General features: G+C 66.8%; 18 protein-coding genes and 1 pseudogene. 8 read left to right on the top strand and 11 right to left on the bottom strand.

Translation table 11 applies throughout. The features are described from left to right. From H7A85_RS03370 to H7A85_RS03340, 7 genes and pseudogenes are all read right to left on the bottom strand, one after another. Window positions 1-115 (bottom strand): annotated as a pseudogene (locus tag H7A85_RS03370) (IS3 family transposase); the annotation flags it as partial. Window positions 116-809: 694 nt separating this feature from the next. After that, window positions 810-2,684 (bottom strand): TniQ family protein, encoded by a 1,875-nt coding sequence (locus H7A85_RS03365; protein ID WP_182084446.1) that lies wholly within the window; start codon window positions 2,682-2,684, stop codon window positions 810-812. 165 nt (window positions 2,685-2,849) lie between these two features. Then, window positions 2,850-3,245: a hypothetical protein gene (locus H7A85_RS03360; protein ID WP_182084445.1), complete on the bottom strand. Its 396-nt coding sequence runs from the start codon at window positions 3,243-3,245 to the stop codon at window positions 2,850-2,852. Between the two features lie 195 nt (window positions 3,246-3,440). Then, the gene (locus H7A85_RS03355) at window positions 3,441-4,676 is read right to left on the bottom strand and encodes a hypothetical protein (protein ID WP_244630897.1); all 1,236 of its coding nucleotides are present in this window, start codon (window positions 4,674-4,676) and stop codon (window positions 3,441-3,443) included. A gap of 500 nt (window positions 4,677-5,176) precedes the next feature. Next, on the bottom strand, window positions 5,177-6,334 hold the full coding sequence (locus tag H7A85_RS03350) for an ATP-binding protein (RefSeq protein WP_182084443.1): 1,158 nt from the start codon (window positions 6,332-6,334) through the stop codon (window positions 5,177-5,179). Next, on the bottom strand, window positions 6,334-8,421 hold the full coding sequence (locus H7A85_RS03345; protein WP_182084442.1) for a DDE-type integrase/transposase/recombinase: 2,088 nt from the start codon (window positions 8,419-8,421) through the stop codon (window positions 6,334-6,336). Before H7A85_RS03345 ends, H7A85_RS03350 begins: the two co-directional genes overlap by 1 nt. After that, a complete protein-coding gene (locus H7A85_RS03340) occupies window positions 8,418-9,509 on the bottom strand; it encodes a hypothetical protein (protein ID WP_182084441.1) in 1,092 nt (363 codons plus the stop codon). Before H7A85_RS03340 ends, H7A85_RS03345 begins: the two co-directional genes overlap by 4 nt. A 165-nt stretch (window positions 9,510-9,674) precedes the next feature. Between H7A85_RS03340 and H7A85_RS03335 the strand changes: the two genes are divergently transcribed. Continuing rightward, a complete protein-coding gene (locus H7A85_RS03335) occupies window positions 9,675-10,172 on the top strand; it encodes a hypothetical protein (RefSeq protein ID WP_182084440.1) in 498 nt (165 codons plus the stop codon). Window positions 10,173-10,446: 274 nt separating this feature from the next. On the opposite strand, the gene H7A85_RS03330 is transcribed toward H7A85_RS03335, so the two are convergent. Further along, window positions 10,447-10,701 carry a helix-turn-helix transcriptional regulator gene (locus H7A85_RS03330; protein WP_182084505.1) on the bottom strand — a complete coding sequence of 85 codons (255 nt, stop codon included), beginning with the start codon at window positions 10,699-10,701 and terminating at the stop codon, window positions 10,447-10,449. Window positions 10,702-11,168: 467 nt separating this feature from the next. Between H7A85_RS03330 and H7A85_RS03325 the strand changes: the two genes are divergently transcribed. The 6 genes from H7A85_RS03325 to H7A85_RS03300 all read left to right on the top strand — a co-directional run bounded on the left by H7A85_RS03325 (window position 11,169) and on the right by H7A85_RS03300 (window position 16,380). Continuing rightward, complete coding sequence (locus H7A85_RS03325; protein WP_182084439.1) at window positions 11,169-11,540, top strand: hypothetical protein; 372 nt, start codon at window positions 11,169-11,171, stop codon at window positions 11,538-11,540. A gap of 522 nt (window positions 11,541-12,062) precedes the next feature. Continuing rightward, window positions 12,063-12,650 (top strand): TnsA endonuclease N-terminal domain-containing protein, encoded by a 588-nt coding sequence (locus tag H7A85_RS03320; RefSeq protein WP_182084438.1) that lies wholly within the window; start codon window positions 12,063-12,065, stop codon window positions 12,648-12,650. A 104-nt stretch (window positions 12,651-12,754) separates the two neighbouring features. Further along, window positions 12,755-13,147 (top strand): hypothetical protein, encoded by a 393-nt coding sequence (locus H7A85_RS03315; protein WP_182084437.1) that lies wholly within the window; start codon window positions 12,755-12,757, stop codon window positions 13,145-13,147. A 291-nt stretch (window positions 13,148-13,438) separates the two neighbouring features. Then, window positions 13,439-14,041 carry a hypothetical protein gene (locus H7A85_RS03310; protein ID WP_182084436.1) on the top strand — a complete coding sequence of 201 codons (603 nt, stop codon included), beginning with the start codon at window positions 13,439-13,441 and terminating at the stop codon, window positions 14,039-14,041. A 58-nt stretch (window positions 14,042-14,099) separates the two neighbouring features. Further along, on the top strand, window positions 14,100-14,435 hold the full coding sequence (locus H7A85_RS03305; protein WP_182084435.1) for a hypothetical protein: 336 nt from the start codon (window positions 14,100-14,102) through the stop codon (window positions 14,433-14,435). After that, entirely contained in the window at window positions 14,428-16,380 is a 1,953-nt protein-coding gene (locus H7A85_RS03300; protein WP_182084434.1) for an AAA family ATPase, read from the top strand. The genes H7A85_RS03305 and H7A85_RS03300 overlap by 8 nt, the downstream gene beginning before the upstream one ends. A gap of 414 nt (window positions 16,381-16,794) precedes the next feature. Here H7A85_RS03300 and H7A85_RS03295 read toward each other — a convergent pair whose 3' ends face one another. After that, window positions 16,795-17,271, bottom strand: a complete 477-nt coding sequence (locus tag H7A85_RS03295; protein WP_182084433.1) for a hypothetical protein — start codon at window positions 17,269-17,271, stop codon at window positions 16,795-16,797. Between the two features lie 246 nt (window positions 17,272-17,517). Here H7A85_RS03295 and H7A85_RS03290 point away from each other — a divergent pair, with 246 nt between their 5' ends. After that, window positions 17,518-17,880 (top strand): hypothetical protein, encoded by a 363-nt coding sequence (locus tag H7A85_RS03290; protein WP_182084432.1) that lies wholly within the window; start codon window positions 17,518-17,520, stop codon window positions 17,878-17,880. Here the strand turns inward: H7A85_RS03290 and H7A85_RS03285 are convergent. Both H7A85_RS03285 and H7A85_RS03280 read right to left on the bottom strand, forming a co-directional pair. Next, the gene (locus H7A85_RS03285; protein WP_182084431.1) at window positions 17,796-18,257 is read right to left on the bottom strand and encodes a hypothetical protein; all 462 of its coding nucleotides are present in this window, start codon (window positions 18,255-18,257) and stop codon (window positions 17,796-17,798) included. The two genes, H7A85_RS03290 and H7A85_RS03285, sit on opposite strands and share 85 nt — an antisense overlap. A 243-nt stretch (window positions 18,258-18,500) precedes the next feature. Beyond that, complete coding sequence (locus tag H7A85_RS03280; protein WP_182084430.1) at window positions 18,501-22,613, bottom strand: hypothetical protein; 4,113 nt, start codon at window positions 22,611-22,613, stop codon at window positions 18,501-18,503. Window positions 22,614-22,632 lie beyond the last annotated feature (19 nt).

Below are 22,632 nucleotides of genomic sequence, written 5' to 3'. Positions count from 1 at the left end.
CCGTCACGCTGATCGTGCGGATCGCCTCCGCCACCGGGCGGCCCTGCGAGCGCAACACGTCCACCTGCCGAAGCTTGGCGACGATCTCTTCGGGCTTGTGCTTCTTCTGTCCCATCTGGGCATCCTCCAAAGGCTCAAAAGCCTACTTCAAGGAGGGCCACTTTTCAGGGGGCAGACCAGTTCAACGGGTCCCGGTCAAGCAGTTCGATCGCTGCCAGGACGTAGCCGACGATGCGATCCCTCGGATGCAGCATGTGAACCGGTCTCGCTTGGTTGCCGTACGTTCCGGTCGGGCGGCGATGCGTTGAGGAAACCTGCTGGTAGTTGACGCAACCCCGACCATGCTGCGGCTCGAAGAGAACCATCGACCTAGAAGCCAACTCGGTGGTTGCGTCGGCAACTACCGACCAACATCACGATCGCGGTTGCTTGGTCCGACGCCGCTTCGGCGCATATGGGCATCGGACCGATGTATATGGGCTAACCGGGGGTCTACATGGGCATAGGCACAGGACAGATCAGGTCTGCGACCGTGACTTCAATTGGTGGAAGCATGGTGACAATATTTGATGTGCCGGTGACGGCATTTGGCGAAGTGCGCAACAACAAAACAGGCTCTAATGCGGATTCTCACAAAAAGCCGGAAACCCGATACAGCTGAATCAACGGGATAGCAGATTTCCTGTCACTGGGATTCCGGAAATCTGATCACCGAAGATCGGAAACTGGGGCCTTTTTCTCGCATAAGACCGGAAACTGCTTTTCGGAGAACCGCAACATGCAGCTTGCCCGTCACCAAGCCGGCCCCCTCAACCCGTAGCAGATGCGTCCCATCCGAGGACCCGAGCGACCGCCGTGCGCTCGTAGACCGCGACCAACTTGGAAAGCCGGCCCGCCTCGGGGACGCCAAGCGCACGCAGCATCTTCCCCACCCTTCCCTCTCCGTCGAGTGAGGCACGTACTTCCAGCGTGTGGGTGAATTTCCGGGCGAACGCGTCCGCGGATGCGACGGTCACCGTATTCATGACCTTCCTACCGAACGGCTTCGTCGGCCCCGCGTCAAGGTAGCCCTGCTCGACCATCGCGCCGACGAGCTCATACGGCACGCCCAGTTCCTCGGCGACATCCTTCGGGAGAAGGTAGGGGCAAGACAGTCGCGCGAGTGCCCTCACCGCAACGGCGTCCAGGGCGAACTCGTTGAGGCCCTTGGGCACGTCCCTACCACGATGCATGCCGACAGGTACCAAGGGCTTGGAGACGGGCACCTTGCCGTCGATCACCGCCCGCACGATCCGCCCTACCGTAAGGTGACGCCAGCGCGTTGCGCAGACGGCGATCCGAAGGTCTCCCACAGAGGTCTGGTTCCCCACCGACCTAGCCTCGAAACCCTCGATCAAGCTCCGCCCATCGGCCAGGGAGTAGAGAACGCACTCGGGCAGACGCAGCGTTTCGAGGCAGCCGAGTTCGGCGAGTTCAGCGACCGACGCACGACCGACGCCCAATGTCCTCGCCATGGCCGGGGCCGGAGCGAAGAAGGGCAGCCTTTCGAGATCAGCCCTCCTTCGTTCCGCTGCCACGCGCAAGGCGGCAACGTTGTACGCCTCCACGTTCCTGGTCCCACGGGTGACGGGTTGAGTCGGAACGGCGTAGAACCGGGAAGCGCGAACGAGCGCGTTATCGGCGACGCCAAGGATTCGGGCAGCCTCGTATGCCGGAACGAAGCGAGTCGACGACGAAGGCGCGGCATGAACGACGCGGGGATCGAGCCGTGAATACCGCTCCCCGTTCACCGCATCCAGGACGGCGTCCAGTACCATTCCCTCCATCGGCGATGGCCGACTCGCGTCGATGACGTTGATCGACTTCATGAGGCGCCGTCCAAAGCCCTCGCTCCCCTCGCTGTGCGCACCGTCGACGACGAGCGCCCTGACGAAGGCTGCGAAGGACCTTGGCCAGTCGGCGAGGAGCGGTGCGGCACGGGCCACCACAAGCTCCGGACGGTTCGGCCCCACCGTCGCGGAGTTTCCCCTCCATCGGTCGTCGTCCGATCCGCCGACCAGAAGGATCAGGCGGAGGAGTTCGGGCAACGCCAACTCGCCGGGACTCGCGGCACGGGACCGGGCACCGTGCCCCGGCACGCAAGCTTCGCGAATCCACGTCATCAGCTTCGCGACGTCGGCGTCGAGGGATTCGGCAGCCAGTCCCGCGAGGTCCGCACCGCACACGCACCTGCGCCAGCTCGGGCGGGCGAACAGGAGGCGCCGCCCGCAATCCCCGCACCTCGAGACCAGGGCGGTGCGGTGCCGTGAGCACCCTACGTAGAGGGAGAGGCTAACGGCCGCCTCAGGAGAGAATTCGGTCGAGGCGCACTCCGGGCACACCCTTATCCCCGCAGCCCCGAGTGACCGCTTGACCTGGTGGCCGGGAACGAGGCTCCATCGGCCGCGCCTGGCTCCCACGCAAAGAAGGGGCTCGAGAACCTCGACCCTGGAGCCCGTGAGGCGGCTGAGGGCCTGCCCGAGCTGAGGACCCGGAAGTTCGAGCGCCTTGCTCGCCTTGTAAAGCAACTGCTGGGGAGACACCCGGTTCGCCGCAGCCAGCGCTATCAAGTAACCCATGAAGTTCCGGCCGGGGGGAGGATCGAACCTGGCGAACAGGCTCCCTTCGAGAAGCATTCGTCGCATCGGCTCCCTCCCACTGGCTCCTTGGCGCGGGAACTAGGGCAGGGTAAGGACGGTGCAATAGGACTGGAGCCCCAAAGGGAAGCCCCTCGAGAGTTCGATTTCCCCGGTGGCGGAGCCACGCGGGTCCCGCGGGGGAACCCCGTCGGTTCCGCGTGATCGCTCGGGTCAGCGACGCGATGTCGGCCGCAGGCCCCATTCCGCCACGAAGTCCGCGTCCGCGTCGTCGTCATCCCGTTCGCGTGCCTCGCCGTAATTGGTCGGGCCGACGGCATCAACGGCTGCTTCCGCGTCGCCGACCTCAATCCCGGCTTCCACCAAGACGGCAACGTGCCTCTCGCGGCGAGTCTCACACTCACGCTCGCTTACGAACGCGTCTCCGAGAGAGGGATCCGCCAGCCCCATATAGGCGTGCATGTCGGTCCAGTCGCGGTAGCCCATCATCATCGCGACCAGCCTTTGACATCGGGTTAGTCTCGATTCGTATCCAGCCGCGACGAGAAACTTGTGGAGCTGCTTGGCCCGACGCGCGGGACCTTCCTTGGAGGTGACGTGAAAACGCATGAGAAGACCTTCATGTTTGAGGAGGGAAATGTCGTCGGTCGCTTGCGATCGACGGAGCGACGGCGGCCGCATGCCGGATCCGTCGGCGGGTAAGCCGAGGTCGCCCTTGGTGTCCGGCAGGCATCATCGGTTGACGGCCTGGCGAGCTTGCTTCTTCGATCAGATCGTAGGCGATGTCCGGACCTTTCGGGGCGGTCACCGGGACCTCCGGCGTCGCGGCCGAAGTCTGCCAGCTACGGCCTCGATCTCGTCCCGCCGCCACACGGAGGAAATGCCGGACGCTGGGTCGGAGGGGATGACGGGCTCGACCTTCGCCTCCTCGAGCCGGGCGAGCAGCGTCCGCGTATTCGTGCGCGCCGACGCAGCAATCTCGCCCGCGGTGGCATACCGCTCCGCGCATCTCGCAACGGCTAGGCGGGTGATCGGGCGGCGGCCGGGCGGTCCCGAAGCCTCGAGGCAGCCCGCCCCGACGAGCAAGGGGACAAGGCGGGTCGGCACGCGGAGGCACCCGGCCACTTCCCTGACGCTCAACCCGCCACCCGCTTCCCGAAGGAGCTGGGATCGGGAAACGAGGAGGCGTCGGAACGCGGGTTTGTGCGCGGCCGACGACCAGCACCGCAGCCTGCCCTCCATCACGAGGCCGACCGCGGTGAGGAGGGTGGGCCCCCGCAAGGAGGAGACGTTGGCGAGCGCGATGGCGTCCTTCGGCGGCGGTCCGCTCCCGGCGCGTCCGTCCAGTTGCCGGACCAGCCGCTCCATGTCGTCCTTCGACTTGGGCGAGGAGCCGGATTCCGTTCGCAGGCCTGCCATCTGTGCGCGCGACAGGCCGAACCCGGAGGCGACATTGTCGGGCGGGACGGCGGCCCGCGAGGCGAGGACTGCATGCTCGCGGCTGACGGCGACCGCCCTGCGCCTTCCCGCTCCGGCTACCCGGCCCGGCAGCGTCCCGTCGCCGATCCTTCGCGCGACGGTCGGCGGAGCGACGCCGAGTATCCTCGCCGCCCCGGAGGAGTCGAGCGTCGCGGCGCCCTCCCTGTAGAAGCGCGAGTTCGTCCGGATCGGCGGCGCCGAGGCGTCGGCGGCGAACGCGTCGGCAAGGGCGCCGGGGATCGCCGGACAGCTTCCGCCGAACTCGCGCAATACGTCCAGCGCAAGCGGGTGGTGTTCGTAGAGGCTGCCGCCCCGCGCGCCGTTCCTACCCCTTGCCACGACCCATTCGACGAACCGGAGTGGCCATTCGTCGAGGATCCCGGCGACGGGTTCGAGCAGGTCCCACGTGTCCCTGATGCCCGGCCTGTCGATCGTGGCGCCCCTGCGCAGGGCACCGTGCGAGCGCACCCCCGCAAACCAGACCAGCCTCGCGGCCTCGCCGACGGGAAGAGGATGGGTCCCGAGCGCGTGGCCTTCCAGAACGCTGCGCACCATCGACACCGCAGCCTCCGGTGCTGGGCAAGCGCCCTCGGCAAAAGAGCGCCCGCAACGGCATGCACCGACGCGTGCCCGGTTCCGGCCGACGGCGTGTCCGCATCCATTACAGGCGTCCGCCAGCCAGGTGGCGTGACGCACGCAGGCCACGACCCCCTTCATTTCCCAAGCGCGGTCGAAGACGGTTCCCTCCGCGACGCAACGCGGGCAGACGCGACCGAGGGAGGGCCCCAGCACAGCGGAGGGCAACGCAAGGTCGCCGACCGTGACGAGGCCGCTGGCAGGGTCGAGCCAGCGTGCGCAACGCTCAACAGACGCTGGGCCCTGGGGGCAGCCGAGAGCGTCGGCGAGCGCCGCCAGGTTCCTTCGCCGTGTCCGGCAGTCGGGTGCAAGCCCGAGCGCTCGGACGAGGCGTACGGGCGAACCCGCGCGGTTCGCCTCGCAGGTCCGGACGAGGAGAAGGTCAAGCGTCTCCCCCGCGACGGGGGCAGGTCGGACGAATAGCCTCATGACACTGTCAGGCTTTCTGTCAGCGACGCCTGCCTCTGCTTCTTGGTTGGCGACGGGGCCTTGTAGAGCACTTCGTTGTCGTCCGGCAGCGCCGGCGGCTGCGCGACCCGGAAGCTTGCGGCGAAGGGGTTCTGAAGGGCGGTACCCGGCTTGCGGCGCAGGAACTCGGCATCGAACGCCCTTGCCAACGTCGATCGCGTTATGACTTGGTCCCGGTCGCCCTTCGCGATGTCGACCGTGCCGAGCAGCAGCTTCTTCAAGAGGCCGGGCACCCCGCGGGACGCGTAGTAGAACAGGAAGGCGACCTCCTCCGATTGAAAGTCGATGCCGTCTTCCCATTCGAGCGTCACCGCGCCGGCCATGGCGTCCAGGAGCCCCATGAAGGTTGCCCTGGACTCCGGAGCGTCGTCGCCGGAAAGGGCAACGTCACCCCAAGCGTACTCCGCCAGGCGTATCGGAGCGCTCCACCGCCTTTCGACCTGCGAGTCCTCGACCATCAGTGCCTGTGCGCGGCCGAGGCCGAAAAGGAGCACCACGATGCCCTCGTCGTGGAGCGTCTGGAACAGGGTTGCGATGTCGCCTTGGGTCAGCTTCCCCTTTCGGTCGGTGGGTCTTTGCGCCTCGTCCACGACGATCGCCAGCGTTCCCGCGTAGTGCAGGAAGGTTTTGACGGCGTCCAGCGCATCGTCGCGCTTGCGGTTTTTCCAAAGTGGATCGCCGAGGCTCTTCAGTATCGTCGTGAGGACCGAAAGCTCGGTCGGCTTGGTCGGACACTCGACGAACACAACCGGAACGTGGTCGCAGACCGCCGCGGTCCCGTCGTCGAGCTTGAGTTCGACGCCGTCTTCGACACGAAGGAATCGCTCCCGGAGCTTCTTGACCATCGTGGACTTTCCGGCGCCGGGCTGGCCGCAGACCAGCATGCCCGGCAACCCCTGCCCGTAACCCTCGTTCTCCTCGATGCGGTCGACGACGCGCGTGAGGACCCCGTCGAAGAGGGTATGGGCGACGTAAAGCCTTCGGAGGGCGTCCCGCGACGTCCAGTAGGCGTCGCGGGACCTTGGCGCCGGTCGGGCGGGGCGCCGCGCCACGACGGCGCGGATCCGGTTCCTCGGGATCGCGGCGAGGTCAATTTTCGGCGATGGTTTGGGCATCACAGGGAGCTGTCCGTCTTAAAGGTGGGGATCGCCCGACGCGGCGTCGGGAGGGCGGTAACGTGCGCATCCAGGGAAGCAGGGGGCGCCGCGAGTCGCGGCGTCGGAGCCGGGGCGGGGAGCCGGACCGGGCTGGACGGCGCGGGCGGGATCGCGCCGTCGTGGCCGATGCCGTGGAAGAGCAGCGGCGTACCGATGCCGAGCGCCCTGGCGGCCCGTGCCGAGTTGGCGGCCGACATCCCGTCGTCGTAGCCGATGGCCATGTCCTGTTGGATGGCGCGGAAGGAATGCACCCGCGTCTCCATCGTCTCGACGCCGTACCGCATGCGCGACTGCTTGTTCAGGAGCTTGAGAACGTGCAGGTCGAGGCGCGGCCACTCCGGATGCGCGTCAGTCTTGACCGGGATCCAGCTTTTGTCGCGTCCGCGAACATGAATGCGGCGGATGCTCAAAGGGTTCGCCTTGATGGCGACCTTCTGCCTCGCGCCATGCAGATGCCGCTCGAGGTCGACTTCGTCCGAGTAATATGCGAGGCCCTCGTACTGCACGCCGCTCTCGTCGAGGCGCCTGCCCTCGCGGACGATCCCGAAGAGCGCCTCCAAGTCAGCGGTATTCGCGACGAACTCGGGTTCGGCGATCGCGCAACCCTCGATCCACTTCGCGTTCGGGCTGGGCTTGCTCTGGCGGGAGAGGCCGTTAACGCGCCTTCCGATCCACTTGTGCAGGATGCAAAGGAAGTCATTGAAGTCCATCATCGCCGTCGTCTGGGGATCGTAATCTTTCTTCGGTATCTTCCACGCCGCGGGGAAGACATATCCCGGCTGGTGTCGAAGCAACTCCTCCTCGAGCATCTTGAACATCCGCTCCACGAGTGATTTCATCCATGGTGCGCGGGGCTTGGTAAAATCATACAAGATGTCCAAGTCGCCGCAGATCTGCTGGATGCTGTTGCCGTGTGCCTGCAACGAGTTGTCGAAGGTGATGAGTTTTGGAATGCCGGCCAGCAGAAGAGGCGTGTCGATCCCTGGATAGAGATCGGCCATGTACGCCTTGGGCAGACAGGCATGTTTTAGCGTCTGCGCGATGACGAGGTCGCCCGGCGGCGTGAAACCCAGATAAAAGCCGACGATCCCGCCCGAGAAGAGGTCGACGATCCAAGCAAGGTACGGTCGTCCAAGGGGAAGCTTTGAAAACCTGTCGTACAGGTAGATGGGACACGGCGTCTCGTCGAAGTGGCACCATTGCAGCGGATGCGTCAGGACCTTCGGGAGGCGGCCCGGCCTGCGGTAGGCCGCGTCGGTGAGCGTCCGCCCCTTCGTGGCGAGGTCCCAGTCGTGCTGGTTAATCTCGTCCCTCACGATCCGGTAAACGGTCGCATCGCTCGGCACCCGGAGCGTGACGCCGGGGTTGTGCCTCCTCTCCTCCTCCACCGCCGTGACGATCCGGTCGTCGAGTATGCGGCGGGTCAGCAACTGATGCCCCCGCCCCTTCGGCTTGTTCTTGAACTCCTCGACGGTCTCCTCGATCGTCCTGACCACGAGGGTCCTGACGCCGGGGCCCATCTGGTCCCGCCGTCCGCGCTTGCTGTATCCGCCAGCGTAGTCGTCGGCGTCTATCGCTTCGGCGTGCTTGTTGCAGTATTCGTAGTATTGCGACTTGCCGAGCTTCTTCTCCTTGCCGAAGCAGATCATCCCCGCCTCGGCCGCCACCTCCTTTAGGACGGCGGCCAGCCTCATCTCGCCCGTGTCGGCGTCCTTCGACGTCTTGAACCCCTCGCCCGTGCGTTCCGCGACGAGCCGGATGACCATCTTCTCGTAGCGCACCTGACGCTGGATCCGCGGCGACAGATCCGATATGGCACGCGTCCCCCGGTACTTCTTCTTGGACGGCGGGAGCTCGCTGTCGTCGAGCAATTCGCCCTGGTGGAGGGCGATGTCGAGGACCCGCCGGGAGCGGACCTCGATCTCGCGCCTGTTGCGGTTCTCGACCTCCCATTCCTCCGGATCTCGGTCCAGCCTGCGCTTGAGCGTTATTGGCACGCCGTGAAACAGGAGGCGCTGACCTGACTTGAATTGGATTCTCCTCATCGTGTTTCCTCCCCCCCGCGAACGGGTGTTCCGCCGTTGCGGTCGTAGAGGAGCTCGCCCCGTTCCCATGCCTCGGAAAGGTCGCGGCCCGAGAGCAACCGGACACGGTCCCCGTTTCGGTCCCGCACTTCCCACTTCGTGGCATCGTTGCCCGCCCCGCGCCGGAGTACGACGGGCACGCCGTTCACGAGAAGCGGCTGCCCGACGACGAAACGTTCGGCGCCCATGCCTCCCTCCCCCTCGGGACCCGCAGGACGGCAGTCGCTCCGGAAGGCTGCCCCGACCCTGCGTATGTCGCGGCGCTGGCGCACGATCGTCGAGTCGTCGTCGAAGGGGCGGTCGAGATCCGTCACGCCGATGAAGACGAGCCGCACGAGCGCGTGAAGCTGCTTTGTAGCGAGTTCGGGGAACCGGGCACGGAAGGCGCCCACCGTCATCGGGCCCGACGCGAGCGCCCGCCACATCTCGTTCAGCACCCAGTCGCCGGGCACCTCCGCGTGGCGGTGGGACATGAATGCGTCGATGTTGGCGACGCGCGGGGGATACGCGAGCCGGGTGTCCGTGACGACGCGGTAACCGTAGCCGAGCGCGGCGACGCTACCGCCGATGGCGCTCCAGCGTCCTTCCTGCTCCACCGCGTCGCTTTCCGGCTTCACCTCACGGATCTCATGAGGCCCGCGACGCATCCAAACGAACGCGTCCGGCAGGTGGCGGCTGCCGTCGGGCATCCGGATGGCCATCGGCTGCTCGCACATCGCGGCGGCTTCGACGTCGAAGTCGACGTCCAGAGCGTGACGGCTTTCCCAGCGGGAGGCGCCGCGAGCGACGCGTCCCGTCTTCTGGAGGAACGTCCTCGTCTGCCAGCCGCGCGTCCAGGACCGGGACGAGCGCCCCGGCACCCGCGTCGGCACGCCGGGGAACTCGCGCGCGAGTTCCGGCCTCACCCATTCGACCACGCAGGGAACGCCGGGGGCGGCCTCCCAGAACCTGTCGGGTTCCCGCGGCGCGACGGCCTCGGGCCGCCTCCGCATCGTTTCCGGCAGCGCGGCCAGCTCCCTCGAAAGGAACTCACCCAAGAATTCGTCCATGATGTCCTCCATGGGAGTCTGGATTCCCAAGACCCCAGGTGGAAGGGGTCCGACGGCAGTCAAGGACCCGGCGTGCGATTCCTTTGGAAGCAGCGGGCCGGGGGATTGACGCAGGGTCCCGTCGGTGGCCTGATCCCCCGGCCCGCGTTGGGCACGGGGGACGCCTTGCTGAACGACCGGACGGGAGCCTACGGGCAGTTGCTCGCCGACGTGCGTGCCGAGATCGCGGCAGCGCGGCGGCGTTTGGATGCGGCGCAACGCGAACTCGACGGGCTCCTCGCCGCGGAACGCCACCTTGCCGCCATCTCCGGCAATGGGCGCGACGCTCGGGCAGCCGCGCCCGAGGCCGAGGATCCGACCATTGACCCGGCCAGGGAACGCCCCCCCGCCCCGGCAGCGGGGAAAGCCCCCGTGACCGGGGCCGACCGTCCCCACAAGCCGAGACAGGACAGCGAGAGCTTCGCCGCGGGCGTACGCCGCGTCGCCAGGGAAGCGATCGGCGCGGCGGGCCGTCCGCTCAACCGCGCGAAGATCTTCGAGGCCGTCAGCCAAGCCGGGATCGGGCTGCCCGAACGCAACGCGTCCAAGAAGATCAGCAAGATCCTGGCGGCGGACGACGGTCTGGAGAACGTAAGGGGCGAGGGCTATGCCGTGAGGCGGTGAGCCGCCCCCTCACGCACGACGCCGGGACCGTCGGGAGCTGGGGTCGTCAACGCCTCATGCGGGAACGGACGCTCCTGGCACCGGGCAAATGGCGGTGCGCCTTCCAGCGACGCAAGGCAACCATCGGCCGGCCGCCGGGTCAACGGCCGGACGCAAGCAACCTGCGGACATGGTTAACGAATCCTTGACGCTCCCGCGTCCACCCGGTCCGGCTTGCAGGCTATGCGGGGCATCGGCGAACTGGGGGACGGCCACCGCGTGGCGTCATCGCCGGTCATTTCGCCCCTCCGCCGTCCCTGCCCGCGAAGGACCTCGCTCGCGCGGTCCGCTCGCGGTGGGAGTCGGGACGCACCGCGACGGCAAACCTGCCGTCGTGCGGAATGAAGACGGCTCCCAACGCGACGAGCGCCTCCGCGATCCGCCGGGCTCCCGCCGCGCGTGGCACGCGCAGGCCGTTCTCGAAGTCGTTCAAGGAGCTTCGCGAGCATCCTGCGCGCTCGCAGAGCTCCGCCTGGCTGACGCCAAGCATGGCCCTGGCGCCCCGACAAGCGATCCCGTCGATGGCCGCCGACGCGTCGTCGCCCTCCTCCGGGACAACCTGTCGTAGAATCACAGTTGACTCTGAGTCGGACTTGATGTCTGACTTAGTCAACATCGGGCAGCATCCAATCCACATGAGAATGCGCCGTGCGGCAGACGCCGCGCGGTGGGTCGTCGGTCTTCTTGTTCCTCGTAGGATCCGTCGCAAACATGCCCTTGATAGCCTTCATCTCGCCTCCCGGCTCACCGGGCGCCGACCTCGCGTACCGACTGGCCGTCCATGGACTCGAAGCCTACGGGTTGCGGACGTTCCGCTCTCCGCCGGGCCGCTGGGGGATTCCCTACCATGTCAGCATGCCTGAATCCTGGGGCGGCGTCGACGCCGGTCCTTTCGCGGCCCCGACGTTGAGGAAGCTGTGCCTTAAGCTCGACCGCCCTCTCGAGGCCGGAGACCCCTTGAGCCAATGGGCCGAGGACGCCTTTGAGGTCGTCGCGTTGCGCAGCCCGATGCCCGGCTTCCACCTGCCCGGACGTGTCGCGTTCCACGTGAGGTTGCAGGATCACGCACCTGCCGATCCGTATATGGGCTGGACGACGCATGCGCCCGTGCCGACCCTGACGCTTCCCGAGCTTGACGACGCCGAGCAAGCTCCACTCGAGACGGGCCGCCCCGGCCCCCGTGTGCACGCATTGGCCGCACGGATTGCGGAACTTGTCGTCGAGGGGGTCGGGCACGGCCGCAGGCAGGCCTACAGCCTGCGGTGGCCCACTAACGAGCGTCGATGCGTACCCGTCCGAGGGCGGACGGGAAATATCCGCGCCCGCTGAGGTTGCCATCGCCCGCGGCTGGCCCGAGGCCGCCTGACCAGAACGTCCCCGCATTTCCAACAGGAGAACGCATCATGGAGAAGGGCGAACCGAAGGCCACCGCTTCGTCCCCGGTTCCCGGCCGCGCGGACCGACATGCGGCGCGCGGCCGTAAAGGCGCGGCGAGCAGACGGTGCACCTGCGCCCCCACTATCTGGAATTGGCTCAGGGCCAGGGTCGTCGCGAGGGGGGACACCTTGAGCGTCGAGGTGCTGCCACCTCCGGCCAGTGGCAGGCACCCGCCCCCAGCGACTCCGCTCTAGGGATTTACCCAACGTCGAAACGCGTCTGCGTCCCGCCTCCGACGGGGCAACGATCCCGCGCGTCCGCATCAACCATTCCCCCTTTGTCACCGCGAAAGGAACGCACATGCATAAGGTCATGCCCCGCCCATCCGTCAGGACAACCAACCATGCGTCCGTCGACCGCCGAAGGGACCGTCCCCGGTGCGGCTTCATTCCCACCCCGAAGGGAGGTGGTCTCGTGCCGTTCGAAAGCCTTCTCGGGGCGGATCTCCTCGCCCAGATGGCCGCCGATCCGTTCGTCGCCTCGATACGCGCGCAGCCGGAGACCTTCGTCTGGCGGGACGGCACGGACGGACGCCGCCGCAGGTACACTCCCGACCTCCTAGCCGTCATGACCGACGGGTCCAAGGTCTACCGTTCCGTCCGGCCGCACGCGCTGCTTCTGCGCGATCCCGAACTCTCCGGCAGGCGTCCGAGGATTGAGCTGGAGTGCGCGGCAAGGGGCGCCGCGTTCGAGATCTGGACGGAGCGGGAGATCAGGGAGTCGACGTGCGGCTGGCCTCTCCTGCGCGTCGCCTCGGCCGCCGAGGCGACGGTGGCGGCGGGACTTCCGCCCCGTTCCCCCGACGACGGATCGGCAAGCGCGGTGCCGGGCATTGTCCTCCGGATCGCCGACAGGCTCGGCCTCTGGGTACCTTGGCAGGGCGGCGACACCTTCTTCGCCCGTTCGATGCTGACGGGCATCCTGATGGCTTTCCGGTGCAAGCTCGACCGAGATCCGGTCACCGGACTGCTGGTCTGGCGACCGGATCCCCGCGGAGCCTGAGCCGAGGCATCCCGCCCCCGGCGCGTCGGCGATCTCGAAGGATCCGCCGACCGTCCGCCACCTCCCGAACACGGCCACACGCGCCACTCCCGAAGGACACGACGATGCATTCCATCCTCAGGACCTCTGTCCGCCTCGACCTTCCTCGCACCGAAGGGCGGGGCGCTCTTCACCGGACCGAAATCGGAATGTTCGTGGTCGAAGACCGCAGCGGGCGGGCCGTCGAACGCGCGACGATGCGCGTCGACGTGTGCCCCATCACCAAGACCATCCTCGGGCTAGAGGTTTTGCCCGATCGGCTCTCGACGGCACGGCCGGCGGCTGTTGCCACGCACGAACGCGCACGGAAGAGAAAGCACGCGCGACGGAATGCGGACGCCTGGCCGCTGCCCGGGATGGCGAGAACGGTGATGGTCGACTGCCCCGATGTCGAGGCGCCGACGGTCCGGGACGCCGTCATGAAGTTGGGCGAAACCGGCCCCTCCCCCGAGGGCTGATCGCAGGGGCGTATGTGGGCAGCATCGGCAAGTCGAGCCGTCGGTCGAACACGGGTTGCCAGGCCGGAGGTTATCTAGTCCGCCACCGACCACGCCGTGTTGACTCGCCGCCGGCCACCATCCTAGGCTGACGGCATGATCGAGAGGCGCACCCTTAACCCGGCGACGACGAGGCCCATGAGCCTCGCTTCCGGCTGCGTCCCGATCCGCCGCTCCTTCATACGCTGACCACCCAAGACCTTTTTGAGGTTTGCGGACGGCACCGTGGTGCGTCCGCCAGGAGGCATGCGCATGTCATCGGTCTTTTCCCTGCCCGCCGCGTCCGCCATTGGGCGTTCCCGTACGGGAACCGCGGCAGCCTATCGGCCGCTCCGGTGCGTCGGCGAGGCCGTCCTGCCCACCCCGCTGGCCGTCGACCTCGCCCGTCTCCTAGACGTGGACGAGGACGTCGATCGGTGGTCGTGCCGTCAGGCCTCGACGGGCGTCTCCGATCGCCCCGGGGTCGTTTTCGACGTCCATAGGGCGACGGAAACGGAGCACCTTCTGGCGTCCGAGCATCCGGACGCTGGCGGCGACACGCGGGATAGGCAGCCGGCCTGCGGCACGGGGCGTGTCCGCGTCGTCACGCAGGACGACATCGACCCCATCCGTCTCGAGAACGCCAAGCTCATCCTCCCCTACGCCCGGTGGCGGGTGTCGATCGACGACCGCGTCCGCCTGCTGGCGGCCCTCGACGAGGAGGGAAGCGTCACGCTCGGCGATTGCCTCGCGATCTTCAGGAACACGACCCGGCCCATCGCGGCGGTCGCGTCGCTGGCGCTTGCCCGTGTCGTCGACCTCGACCTGGACACACCCCTCGGATCCCGCAGCAGGGTGATACGCCGCCCCGACTGACACCACCCTTTCCGTCAGTACCGTGCCGCTCGAACGCGGCCATGCGAAGGCCACCACCATGCCTATCTTCCTAACCTCGCATTCAGGGACGAGCGAGCTCGACCGCGAGATCGACAGCACGGCCGCCCTCCTGCGCGATCTCCGTTACCTGCGCGACCATCGCGCTCCGTCCGGCGCCATGTTGGCGGGTGCGCCTGTCCTGACCGGCTGGTCGTCGGCGCTGCGCATGGTCCCGTGCCTGCGCGGCCGACCCGCCGGTCACCCTGTCGTCCGCGACGGGCGCGACGCCATCACCTCGCCGCTCCGCGTCGTCGCGCTCGACGCCGGCTACGTGCGGTCCGAGAACCGATTCTGGCTCCTGGGCGCTCCCGAGATCGGGGGCGGCCATGCGTGACCGTCTCGACTTCTCCGACATGCCGACGTCGCTGGCCGGACGGCTGACGCCGTCGGCGCGGGTCGCCGATGCCCTCCTCCACCAGACGCTTGGGGACGGTGGTTGTGATCGGCTCCTCGGCGGAGAGGCGAGCCTCGCCGTGATCCACGGCATCAAGCCCATCGACGGCCCTGTCCTCTGCGACGCGGTTAGCGACCTCGTCGGTTGCACCGGGAAGTCCGTCGTCCAGATCAACGCCTCCGGGCGGGACTGGACCGACCCGTCCAACCAGCGGACTGGATACGTCGAGCGCCTGCTCGTCGACGTGAGCGTTTCGACGCGCCCGATGGTCGTGCTGTGCCATCGGCGGACGGAGGTGCCGGGCGTCGTCGCGACGGTGGCCGACGCCGTGCTCCGCGTCGCCGGTCGCCGCGAGGCCATCGCCGCCGTCGTCAGGGACCTCGCGGGCTTCCATCCGGACGACAGGCTCGTGTCCTGGCTCGAGCGACTGCCGATCTCATACCTGAACCTCGCCATCCGTCCCGGCACGACGGCGGACCGCATGTGGCGGATCGCCGGACGGCTGAGAAGGCATCCTCCCGAGGACGGTCGCAGACGCGGTCCCGCCAAGCTGGCGGTGTCGAACGCCGAGAAGCCTGCGACCCTGTCCATCGGAGCGAGCAAGAATGTTGTCCCCGAGCGCCTGGAGGACCTACCCGGGATGGGCGAGGCCCAGCGGTGGGGGCTGGCGCTGGCCGCAGACCTTGTCGAGTACCGCGCGGGCTCGCTGCCGTGGTCGGACATCGAGAACGGCATGCTACTCCATGGCCCACCGGGGACGGGCAAGACGCTCTTCGCGAAGGCGCTGGCCGGATCCTGCGGGGTGCCCCTGCACTCGCATTCCGTCGCCGCTTGGCAGTCCCGCGGTCATTTGGGAGACTTGCTGAAGGCCATGCGGGCCGCCTTCGCCGAGGCCGGGAAGACAGCGCCCTGTGTCCTGTTCGTCGACGAGCTCGACTCCGTCGGCTCGAGGGACGAGCCGCTCGGCGACCACGCTTCCTATCAGAGGCAAGTCGTCAACGGGCTGTTGGAATGTTTGGACGGCGCGGCCCAACGCGATGGCGTCGTCGTGATCGGCGCGACCAACAAGCCCGCCGTCATCGACCCGGCCGTGCTCCGGCCCGGCCGTCTCGGGCGCCACATCGAGATTCGCCTTCCCGACATCGGCGGAAGGGTCGGCATCCTCAAGCATCACCTGCGCGGCGAACTGCCCAAGGCCGACCTCACGATGCTGGCCGATGAGGTGGGCGAGGTATCGGGAGCGGCGCTGGCGCAGCTCGTTCGCGAGGCTCGCGCCGCCGCCAGGCGGGAACGGCGGCCGTTGTCGGAGGCGGACCTTTGGGCGGCCGTTCCAAGGGGCGTCCACCTATCCACGGAGGCGTTCCGTCGCCTGTGCCTCCACGAGGCGGGGCACGTCGTCGTCGGGATGGAACTCGCCACCCTGGCGGGCATCGTCCCCGTAGGAGCGACAGTTCGGCGGCGGATGCGTCACGGCAACGAGCACCGGACGGAGTTCCGGATCGTCGAGGGGTTCGACGCGACGCGCGAGAGCTTCGAGGCGAACGTGGTGGTTCTCCTCGCCGGCCTCGCCGCCGAGGAAACGATCCTCGGCTCGCGGGGCGTGGGATCCGGTGGCACCGCCGACGCCGACCTCGTGCGCGCGACGCAACTAGTCGCCCAGTCGGAGTTCGCGATGGGGTTCGGTGAACGGCTGCACTCCGTTCCGACGGCCACGGCGACGGAGGCGGCATCCCGCGCGGGGGGCGATCCGATTGTCGGCGAACGGATCGAACTCGTCCTCTCGCGTTGCCTGAGGGAGGCGAAGCTCATCATCGAGCGCCGTCGCGACGAGGTGGAGCGGTTTGCGAGCATGCTCTCCGAAACGGCAAGGGTCACCCTGACCTGATCGCAACGATATGTCGAAACAGGGAGCGCTCTCTGTCGCGCAGCCAAGCAGTTTGACTGTCGTTCCCAGACTTGGCTCCGTACGGTCCGCTCTCTCAGGGCCTGGCACGGGCTAGCCGGAAGGCGGGCCTGCGATCCGAGGGACCAACGGAAGGTGAAGCAGGTCGCATCGAGATTTTCGCGGATACAGGGCGGCACAACGGAGGGTTCGCGCCCACCCGTGGAGGCTTGAGTCCCAGGCGCGCAGCCAATGGCCGAATGAAACCGCCGCCATCCGGGGGCTTTCGATTACGCGGCCTCAGCCGACCCGACGGCGCGAGCCGTTGATCGAGTCGTGCTTGGCCTTGTCGGTCATCTTAAGCGGTCGCTCATCGACGCTAACCGTCCCGGACGACGGGCTGAGATCTGCCCGTCCTCACTCGGCAGCCTCGACGAGCGCGCGACGCTCGACCTTGATCGCCTCGCTTACCCAGTTCGGCAGGGCGTTCGCCTCGTAGACGCCGAACTCGTCCATAGCGTGATCGAGGGCGCCGGCGTTCGCGTCCACCAGGCTCTCGGTGACGTCTTCGGTCTCGTCCGGGAGAGCAAGGAACCAATCGACATCGGACCTGCGCTTTACGTGCAGCACCGCCACGCGCCACTCATGCCTGTCGAACACCCAGCGCGTGTCGAACTCCGGCGCAACATCGGAGAAGTAGTGGCTCCAGTCGTCGGATACGGCGTACCTCAGCCGGTCGGCGTATCTAACTGCCATGCTTTCCGCATGTTGTGCGCGGGTTGCCTGCTTTAGGAGTTGCAGGGCGGCGGCCAGCGCGCCGACGTCGCCGGAAGCGGCGATCCGCTCGATGCTTGCGTCCTGTGGATGGAGAAGCTCACGGGGGGTGGTCTGCATCAGCGCTCGCTCCTTCCGTGTCGCTCCGTCAATCACCGACCTCGGCTGGATCGACCACTCGGTGGGCGAAGTCCAACGTGAGGGAAGCGACTTCGAACGAGGGTTCCGCAGATCGAGGCAATCCGCAAGCGGCTTGCCTCGATGGAGCGGAAGAGGGGCTGCCTCCCGCCGCGACCACCCCGGGCTCGGGTTGCAAACCGCTCGCAGACCGGGGTACAGCCGCGCGAACGCAACGGCAGGATCGAGATGAAGGTCGGACTTCGAATCCTTGGCAGCCAAGCTGTCGTCTTCGGCACGGATGACTTCGGGTCCGCGTTGTTCGCCGACGTCGGCCTGGAGGGCTACGAGCGCTTGCACGAATTGGCGCGCAAGCGTCGGGAGTCGCATGGCTACCGCAGCGATGCGCTGCCCAAGAGGATGCGTCCCTTCCTTGAAGCGCTGGGCGCGGATCCTGAAGCCCGGTTGCTGGACGGGTATGTGGTGATGGAGGTCAGCCTGCCCCTGAAGGACGCGGGCTTGTATCTCTACGACCCGAGCGGCACCCAGATCGCCGGCCCCTTCCCGGACGCGGAGGGCATTGTCGCTGCCTCGGCGCGCCAGCTTGCGTAGAACACTGGGTTCGCTTCGCTGAACGTCTTCGCGGCCTCGATCTCCCTATCGGACAGGAGCTGATGGTTCCGCACCAGGGTGGCGACATCCGGATGGTCGAGGTTCAACAAGGCGCCCTTGCCGAAGCGAAGCTCGGTGTCACGGGCTTCGAGGTAGCGCGATCGCAAGTGGCAGAACGTGCCGAAGCGGTGGCCCTCCTCTTCGTCACCAGGTTGCGGCGGCTTGAAACTGTGACCATGCACGCGCAGCATGTGACCGAGACCGGCATACATGCCCATTTGGTCGCATCGGACCATTCCGCCCATCAACAAGTCCGCGATGGACAGTGCGGGTTGCGCCTCGAAAGCGTCGGGCGTCTTTCCGTGGAGTTCGGTCATCGCTGGCTCGGCAGATTGGAGCGTCTGACCCCCCATACATCATCATTGAAGGTGATGGAGCCCGTCCGAGGCTACGCCGCCTCGGTTCACGAGGATGCCGTCAACGACGTCGCGGAGCTGGTCGACGCCGTGTTCCCAGCCGTCCAAAGCCCAAGCAGGCGAGTCTTTTCCTGCCGCCATCAAATCTTTCGCTTGCATAACCGATGTGACGCCCGGATCCGAAACGCGCGTCGGTCTTCTTGGTCATGACGCGCCATCTTCCTCGTCCAGATGACGAACCTCCGCCTCTTCCGCGACCTTGGACAGTCTCCGCCCCTTCCAGGACCAGGCCCCGTGCCTGTCGCCCGTGCTCAACAGGCCAGACGCAAGCGAGGCCTGTCGGTTCTCCGATACGATCCAGACAAGCGTGGTCTTCGTCGCGGTCAGGTAATCTACGAGACGCGACCTGTCGAAGACGAGAGCGATGTCCTCGTCGTCTCCCATGTGATGAGCGATCGGCGTGGAGCGGCCGTCTATCCAGGTGCGGGCGCCGTCCCACCGCGCACCGCAGGAAGCGACCAACCCCGGCGCGGGTGCCCAGAGCGGCCTCGTCGGAATCTCCGGACCGTCGAACCGGTCGACTATGACCGACGCGGAACTGCCGGCCTCTCCAGAGTCGAGCGGCCATTGTCCACCGTGGTCCCTGAAGGCTGCGCTCTCCGAAAACTCCCCCTTGTACAGCTTGTGCATGACGGGGATGTCCAGCATCGGAATGGATCGGGAATACGCCTTTCTCAGCTCCGTCATCCTGCGTTCCGGAACCAGCATGGCCCGCACGAAACGACGTTCGGTCAGCGACGGGTCGGTCTTCCGATGGCTGTGCCGCTTTCTGGATTGTCCGGCCAGCAGCACCCAGTCTTCCCCGATCAACCCGACGTCGTCGCTGTCGGAAAGGCCCGCGACCCACCCCTTCGGATCTGATGCCCCGCTCCCCGGAGAACCATAGTCGAAGAACCCGCCGACCACCTCGTGCGACATGGGAGCGCTGCCGTCCTGCGGCAGGTCGGTTGGGTCAAGCGTCCTGAGTTCGACGGCTTGGAGGTCGGTCGGGGCGGAGGGCGCGTCCCATGAAGAGGTCGTTCGGGGGACATTGTCGTGCAGCCACCCAAGGAGGCGCGCCAGGAAGATCCACTCGTACTTCTTGCTGACACGCCGGTGCCTGTTCGGCACGCCGCGCTCCTGTCCGTGCTGCCGAACGAGCTCCCCATCGTAGCCCAAGGCTTGCTTGAGCGATCCGTCGTAGCCAATCGCGAGAATCTGCTCGACGATCCATTGGTTCAAGTTCGCAACGGTCAGCCCGACAGCGGCAAGGTCGAACGCCTCAGCGCCACGTTGGACCCGGTAGCGGGCGAAGTCGGGTGCCTGGCGCGCCCCAAGCTGAAGGTTCAAAGGAAGATCGGGATGCGCCGCCATCAGCGCGTTCCAATCGGAGAATTTCAGCCGCAGCGGCCAGGGGCTTGCGTAGGGAGGGTCGACGACGCCCGGAGCGAACGCTCTCGACATCGTGCCGGCCGCGAGGCCCTCCTTGACAATGAGCCTTCCCAAATCCCGAAGCGTCACGTTCTCGGGCGGCCTGCTCAACGAGAAGAGGCGGTCGAACACGATGTCGGCGACCACCCCCCAGTAAGCCGCGTCATTCCGTAGAAGTCCGACCCCGTAGACGCTGTTCAGCAATCGTTCGCGTATGAAATCGTCGTCGTAGCCGAGGAAGCGATCAAGGAGCGGGGCGGCGACGGCCTGCGCCGACATCAGCCGCGTCAGCGCATGCGAGGCCTCGTCCCGGATGAGGAGGTCCGCGCTTGCCGTGGACCATGCCAGGAAGACGCCCAGAAGCGCGGCCGATTCCTGCGACATGTCCTCGAGGTCCTGCGTCCGTGCGATGCGGACCAGTTGGTGGCCGGGCCCGCCGCGGTCCCGAGCCTTCTTCAAGGTCAAAGTCCATAGCGCATCGCGGACGATCGGCAGGTATTCCCGCAACTGCGCGTCGAGCCAGTCGGCGTTCAACGGGTGGTCCGGGACGGCAGCGACGGCCAGGACGAGTTCGAGTGTCTCGACCAGATCGGCAAACGAGCCGAGACGCAAAACCCAGGTCGTGTCGCCGAAGCTGTCGATGTCTCGCCATGCCAGGACTCCGAGCGCCAGGGACGTCAGCTCGCGATCGACCGGCGACGCAACGAAAAGATCGGCAATCTCTACGCCGAAGGTCTCCGGGAGAACTATCGAGTATGCCTGGACGAGGCCCGCATGCTCGGCGAGCTTGCCGGACGTCGCAAAGAGCGGGCTCAGATCCCCGGAGAGGAATCGTGCCTCGACGGTCGCCCGGTCCTGGCCATCGATGCTTGCTTGCGCGATCAGGACGTCGCCCAGTCGCTCAAACGCGAACCGAAGCACGTGTTCGCCACGTTCGAGCGAGAGCGCGACGAGGTCGGCCTCCTCCATCGCGCGCAAGAGCGAACGCGACGCCGCGGCCGAGGGCCAAACGCCCTTCAGTATCTCTTGGGCCCGTGCGATCGGGAGGACGCGAGTGCTTTCCTGACCCATGACGTGAGCGAGCGCCAAGGCGCCGTCGTGTACGGGGTTCTCGAAGCGTGCGTCGTAGTCGAGCAATGCGGCTGCCCTGCCGTTGGCGCCCTCCAGGATCGCCGTGATCAGCTTGGTCAAGCCGACCCGTCCCCCGGGAACCCTCTCCCAGTTCATGCTGACCGCGGCGCGACAGACAAGATGCAGGAAAAGCGGATTGCCGAACTCCGGTTGGGCAACCACTTCGGCCGGGGGGCCGACCTTGTAGAAGGCCGCGAACGCATAGGCCGCGCCGTACTCCCGTCCCGCGAAGCCCGCATGGGTGAAGGAAACGAGGTCAAGGCCGGCTGCCCCAAGGGCTTCGTCGACGAAGATGTCCCGGCACGTGAGAAGCAGCTTTATGGGCGTTTCCGCGAGATCGACCTTGAGTTGGGGCAGCCAGTGTTGCCAGCGTTTCCGTTCGGGCGTCTCGTTGACCGCGTCGATCATGATCACGAAGGGTGAGCCGGTCCCTTCGGCACATGCCGACAACGCGCCGATGACCTCGGCCTTGGTCGTCGCGGCCCCGATACCCAGTCGATCTGCGATCACGGCCCAAGGTTCCTGGCCCAGCCCGATCTCCTGGCCGAGTAACGCCAGCGCGGCGCGTCCAGCCGACGCCCACTCCTTCACCGCGTCGATGGTCGTGTGCGTCTTGCCGATGCCAGCTGGACCCCGCATCAACAGAATGTTTGCGCCGGCCGCCCTCGCCATCGAGCTTTCCGCAAAGGCGACGATGTCGTCGAGCAGCGCACACGCCTCTCGTGCGTGGTCGAGGTCGGCAGCGGGGAAACGCACCTGGTATGCGGCCTGAAACTGTCGCCAGCCGGCCGTATCGTTCCCCGGCCCATGTGTCCTGTCGAACTCCTCCTTGAGTGCTGCCTCCAAGGATCGGGCAACGGGAAGCGTCCGCTCGGCAAGTGCCAGCAACGCGACGCGGTCGGGTTCCGCGAAGCTCAAGTCCTCCACTGCCGCAAACCTGGTCGCAGCCTCTTCCATGGCTGCCCGGATCAGGGCGGCGGGAGCCGGATGCGAACGAGGGGGCCTGTCCGTCCAGACGCCGACCGTCGACTGCAACCTTGCCGTCCAACCTGCCGTGGTCGCCGTCCAGTCGCGATCGAGACCGAACGCCTTCAAGGTGTCTCCGGCGTCGGTGCCCAACTTGAGTTTCGGCGAATACCGCGGACCGGCAACCCCCTCTGATACGCGCGCGGCGGCGGAAAGAGCCGCCTTGCTCAGGTGAGCGGTTCCGAACCAGTAGAGGATCCGACCTTGAGGGTTGTCCATGCCGAGAAGGCGAGACTTCAGTTCACTCGCGAACCACCACTCGATTTCGACCTTCACGCCGCGCGCGCTGGCTCTGGCTATGAGGGACTTCCGCCACGTCTCGAGTTTTTCGGACTGCCCCTCCCCTTTCCTGGCCTTGATCGTAGGCGTCGGATCGAACGGCAGGGTGACGACGTAGGTCTCGAGGTCCGGATGGTTGTCGAGCGCGGTGTCGAGCGACTTTTCCAACTGGGCCAGGTGACCGCTTTTCAGAGGAAGGAAGAACTTCGACTGGAGGCCTATGACCTTGCCAGTCGGAAGCCGCCAGATCGCCTCCACGCCGCCGTCGCCCCCTACTCCGGAATACCGTTCGTAGCGGGAACCCGTTGGCACCGCATGTCGGTGGAAGATTTGGGCTGAGAACTCTTCGAAACCCTCCCTGCGGTCCCCGTTTTCGGCATGGATCCTTGCTAGGTCAAGATCGGTCGTCATCGCGTCAAGACTCACGAAG

The sequence above is a fragment of the Aureimonas sp. ME7 genome (assembly GCF_903970965.1).
Taxonomy (GTDB): Bacteria; Pseudomonadota; Alphaproteobacteria; order Rhizobiales; family Rhizobiaceae; genus Aureimonas.
The sequence above is the reverse complement of the archived record's forward strand: the minus strand, read 5'-3'. Positions and strand labels throughout refer to the sequence as shown.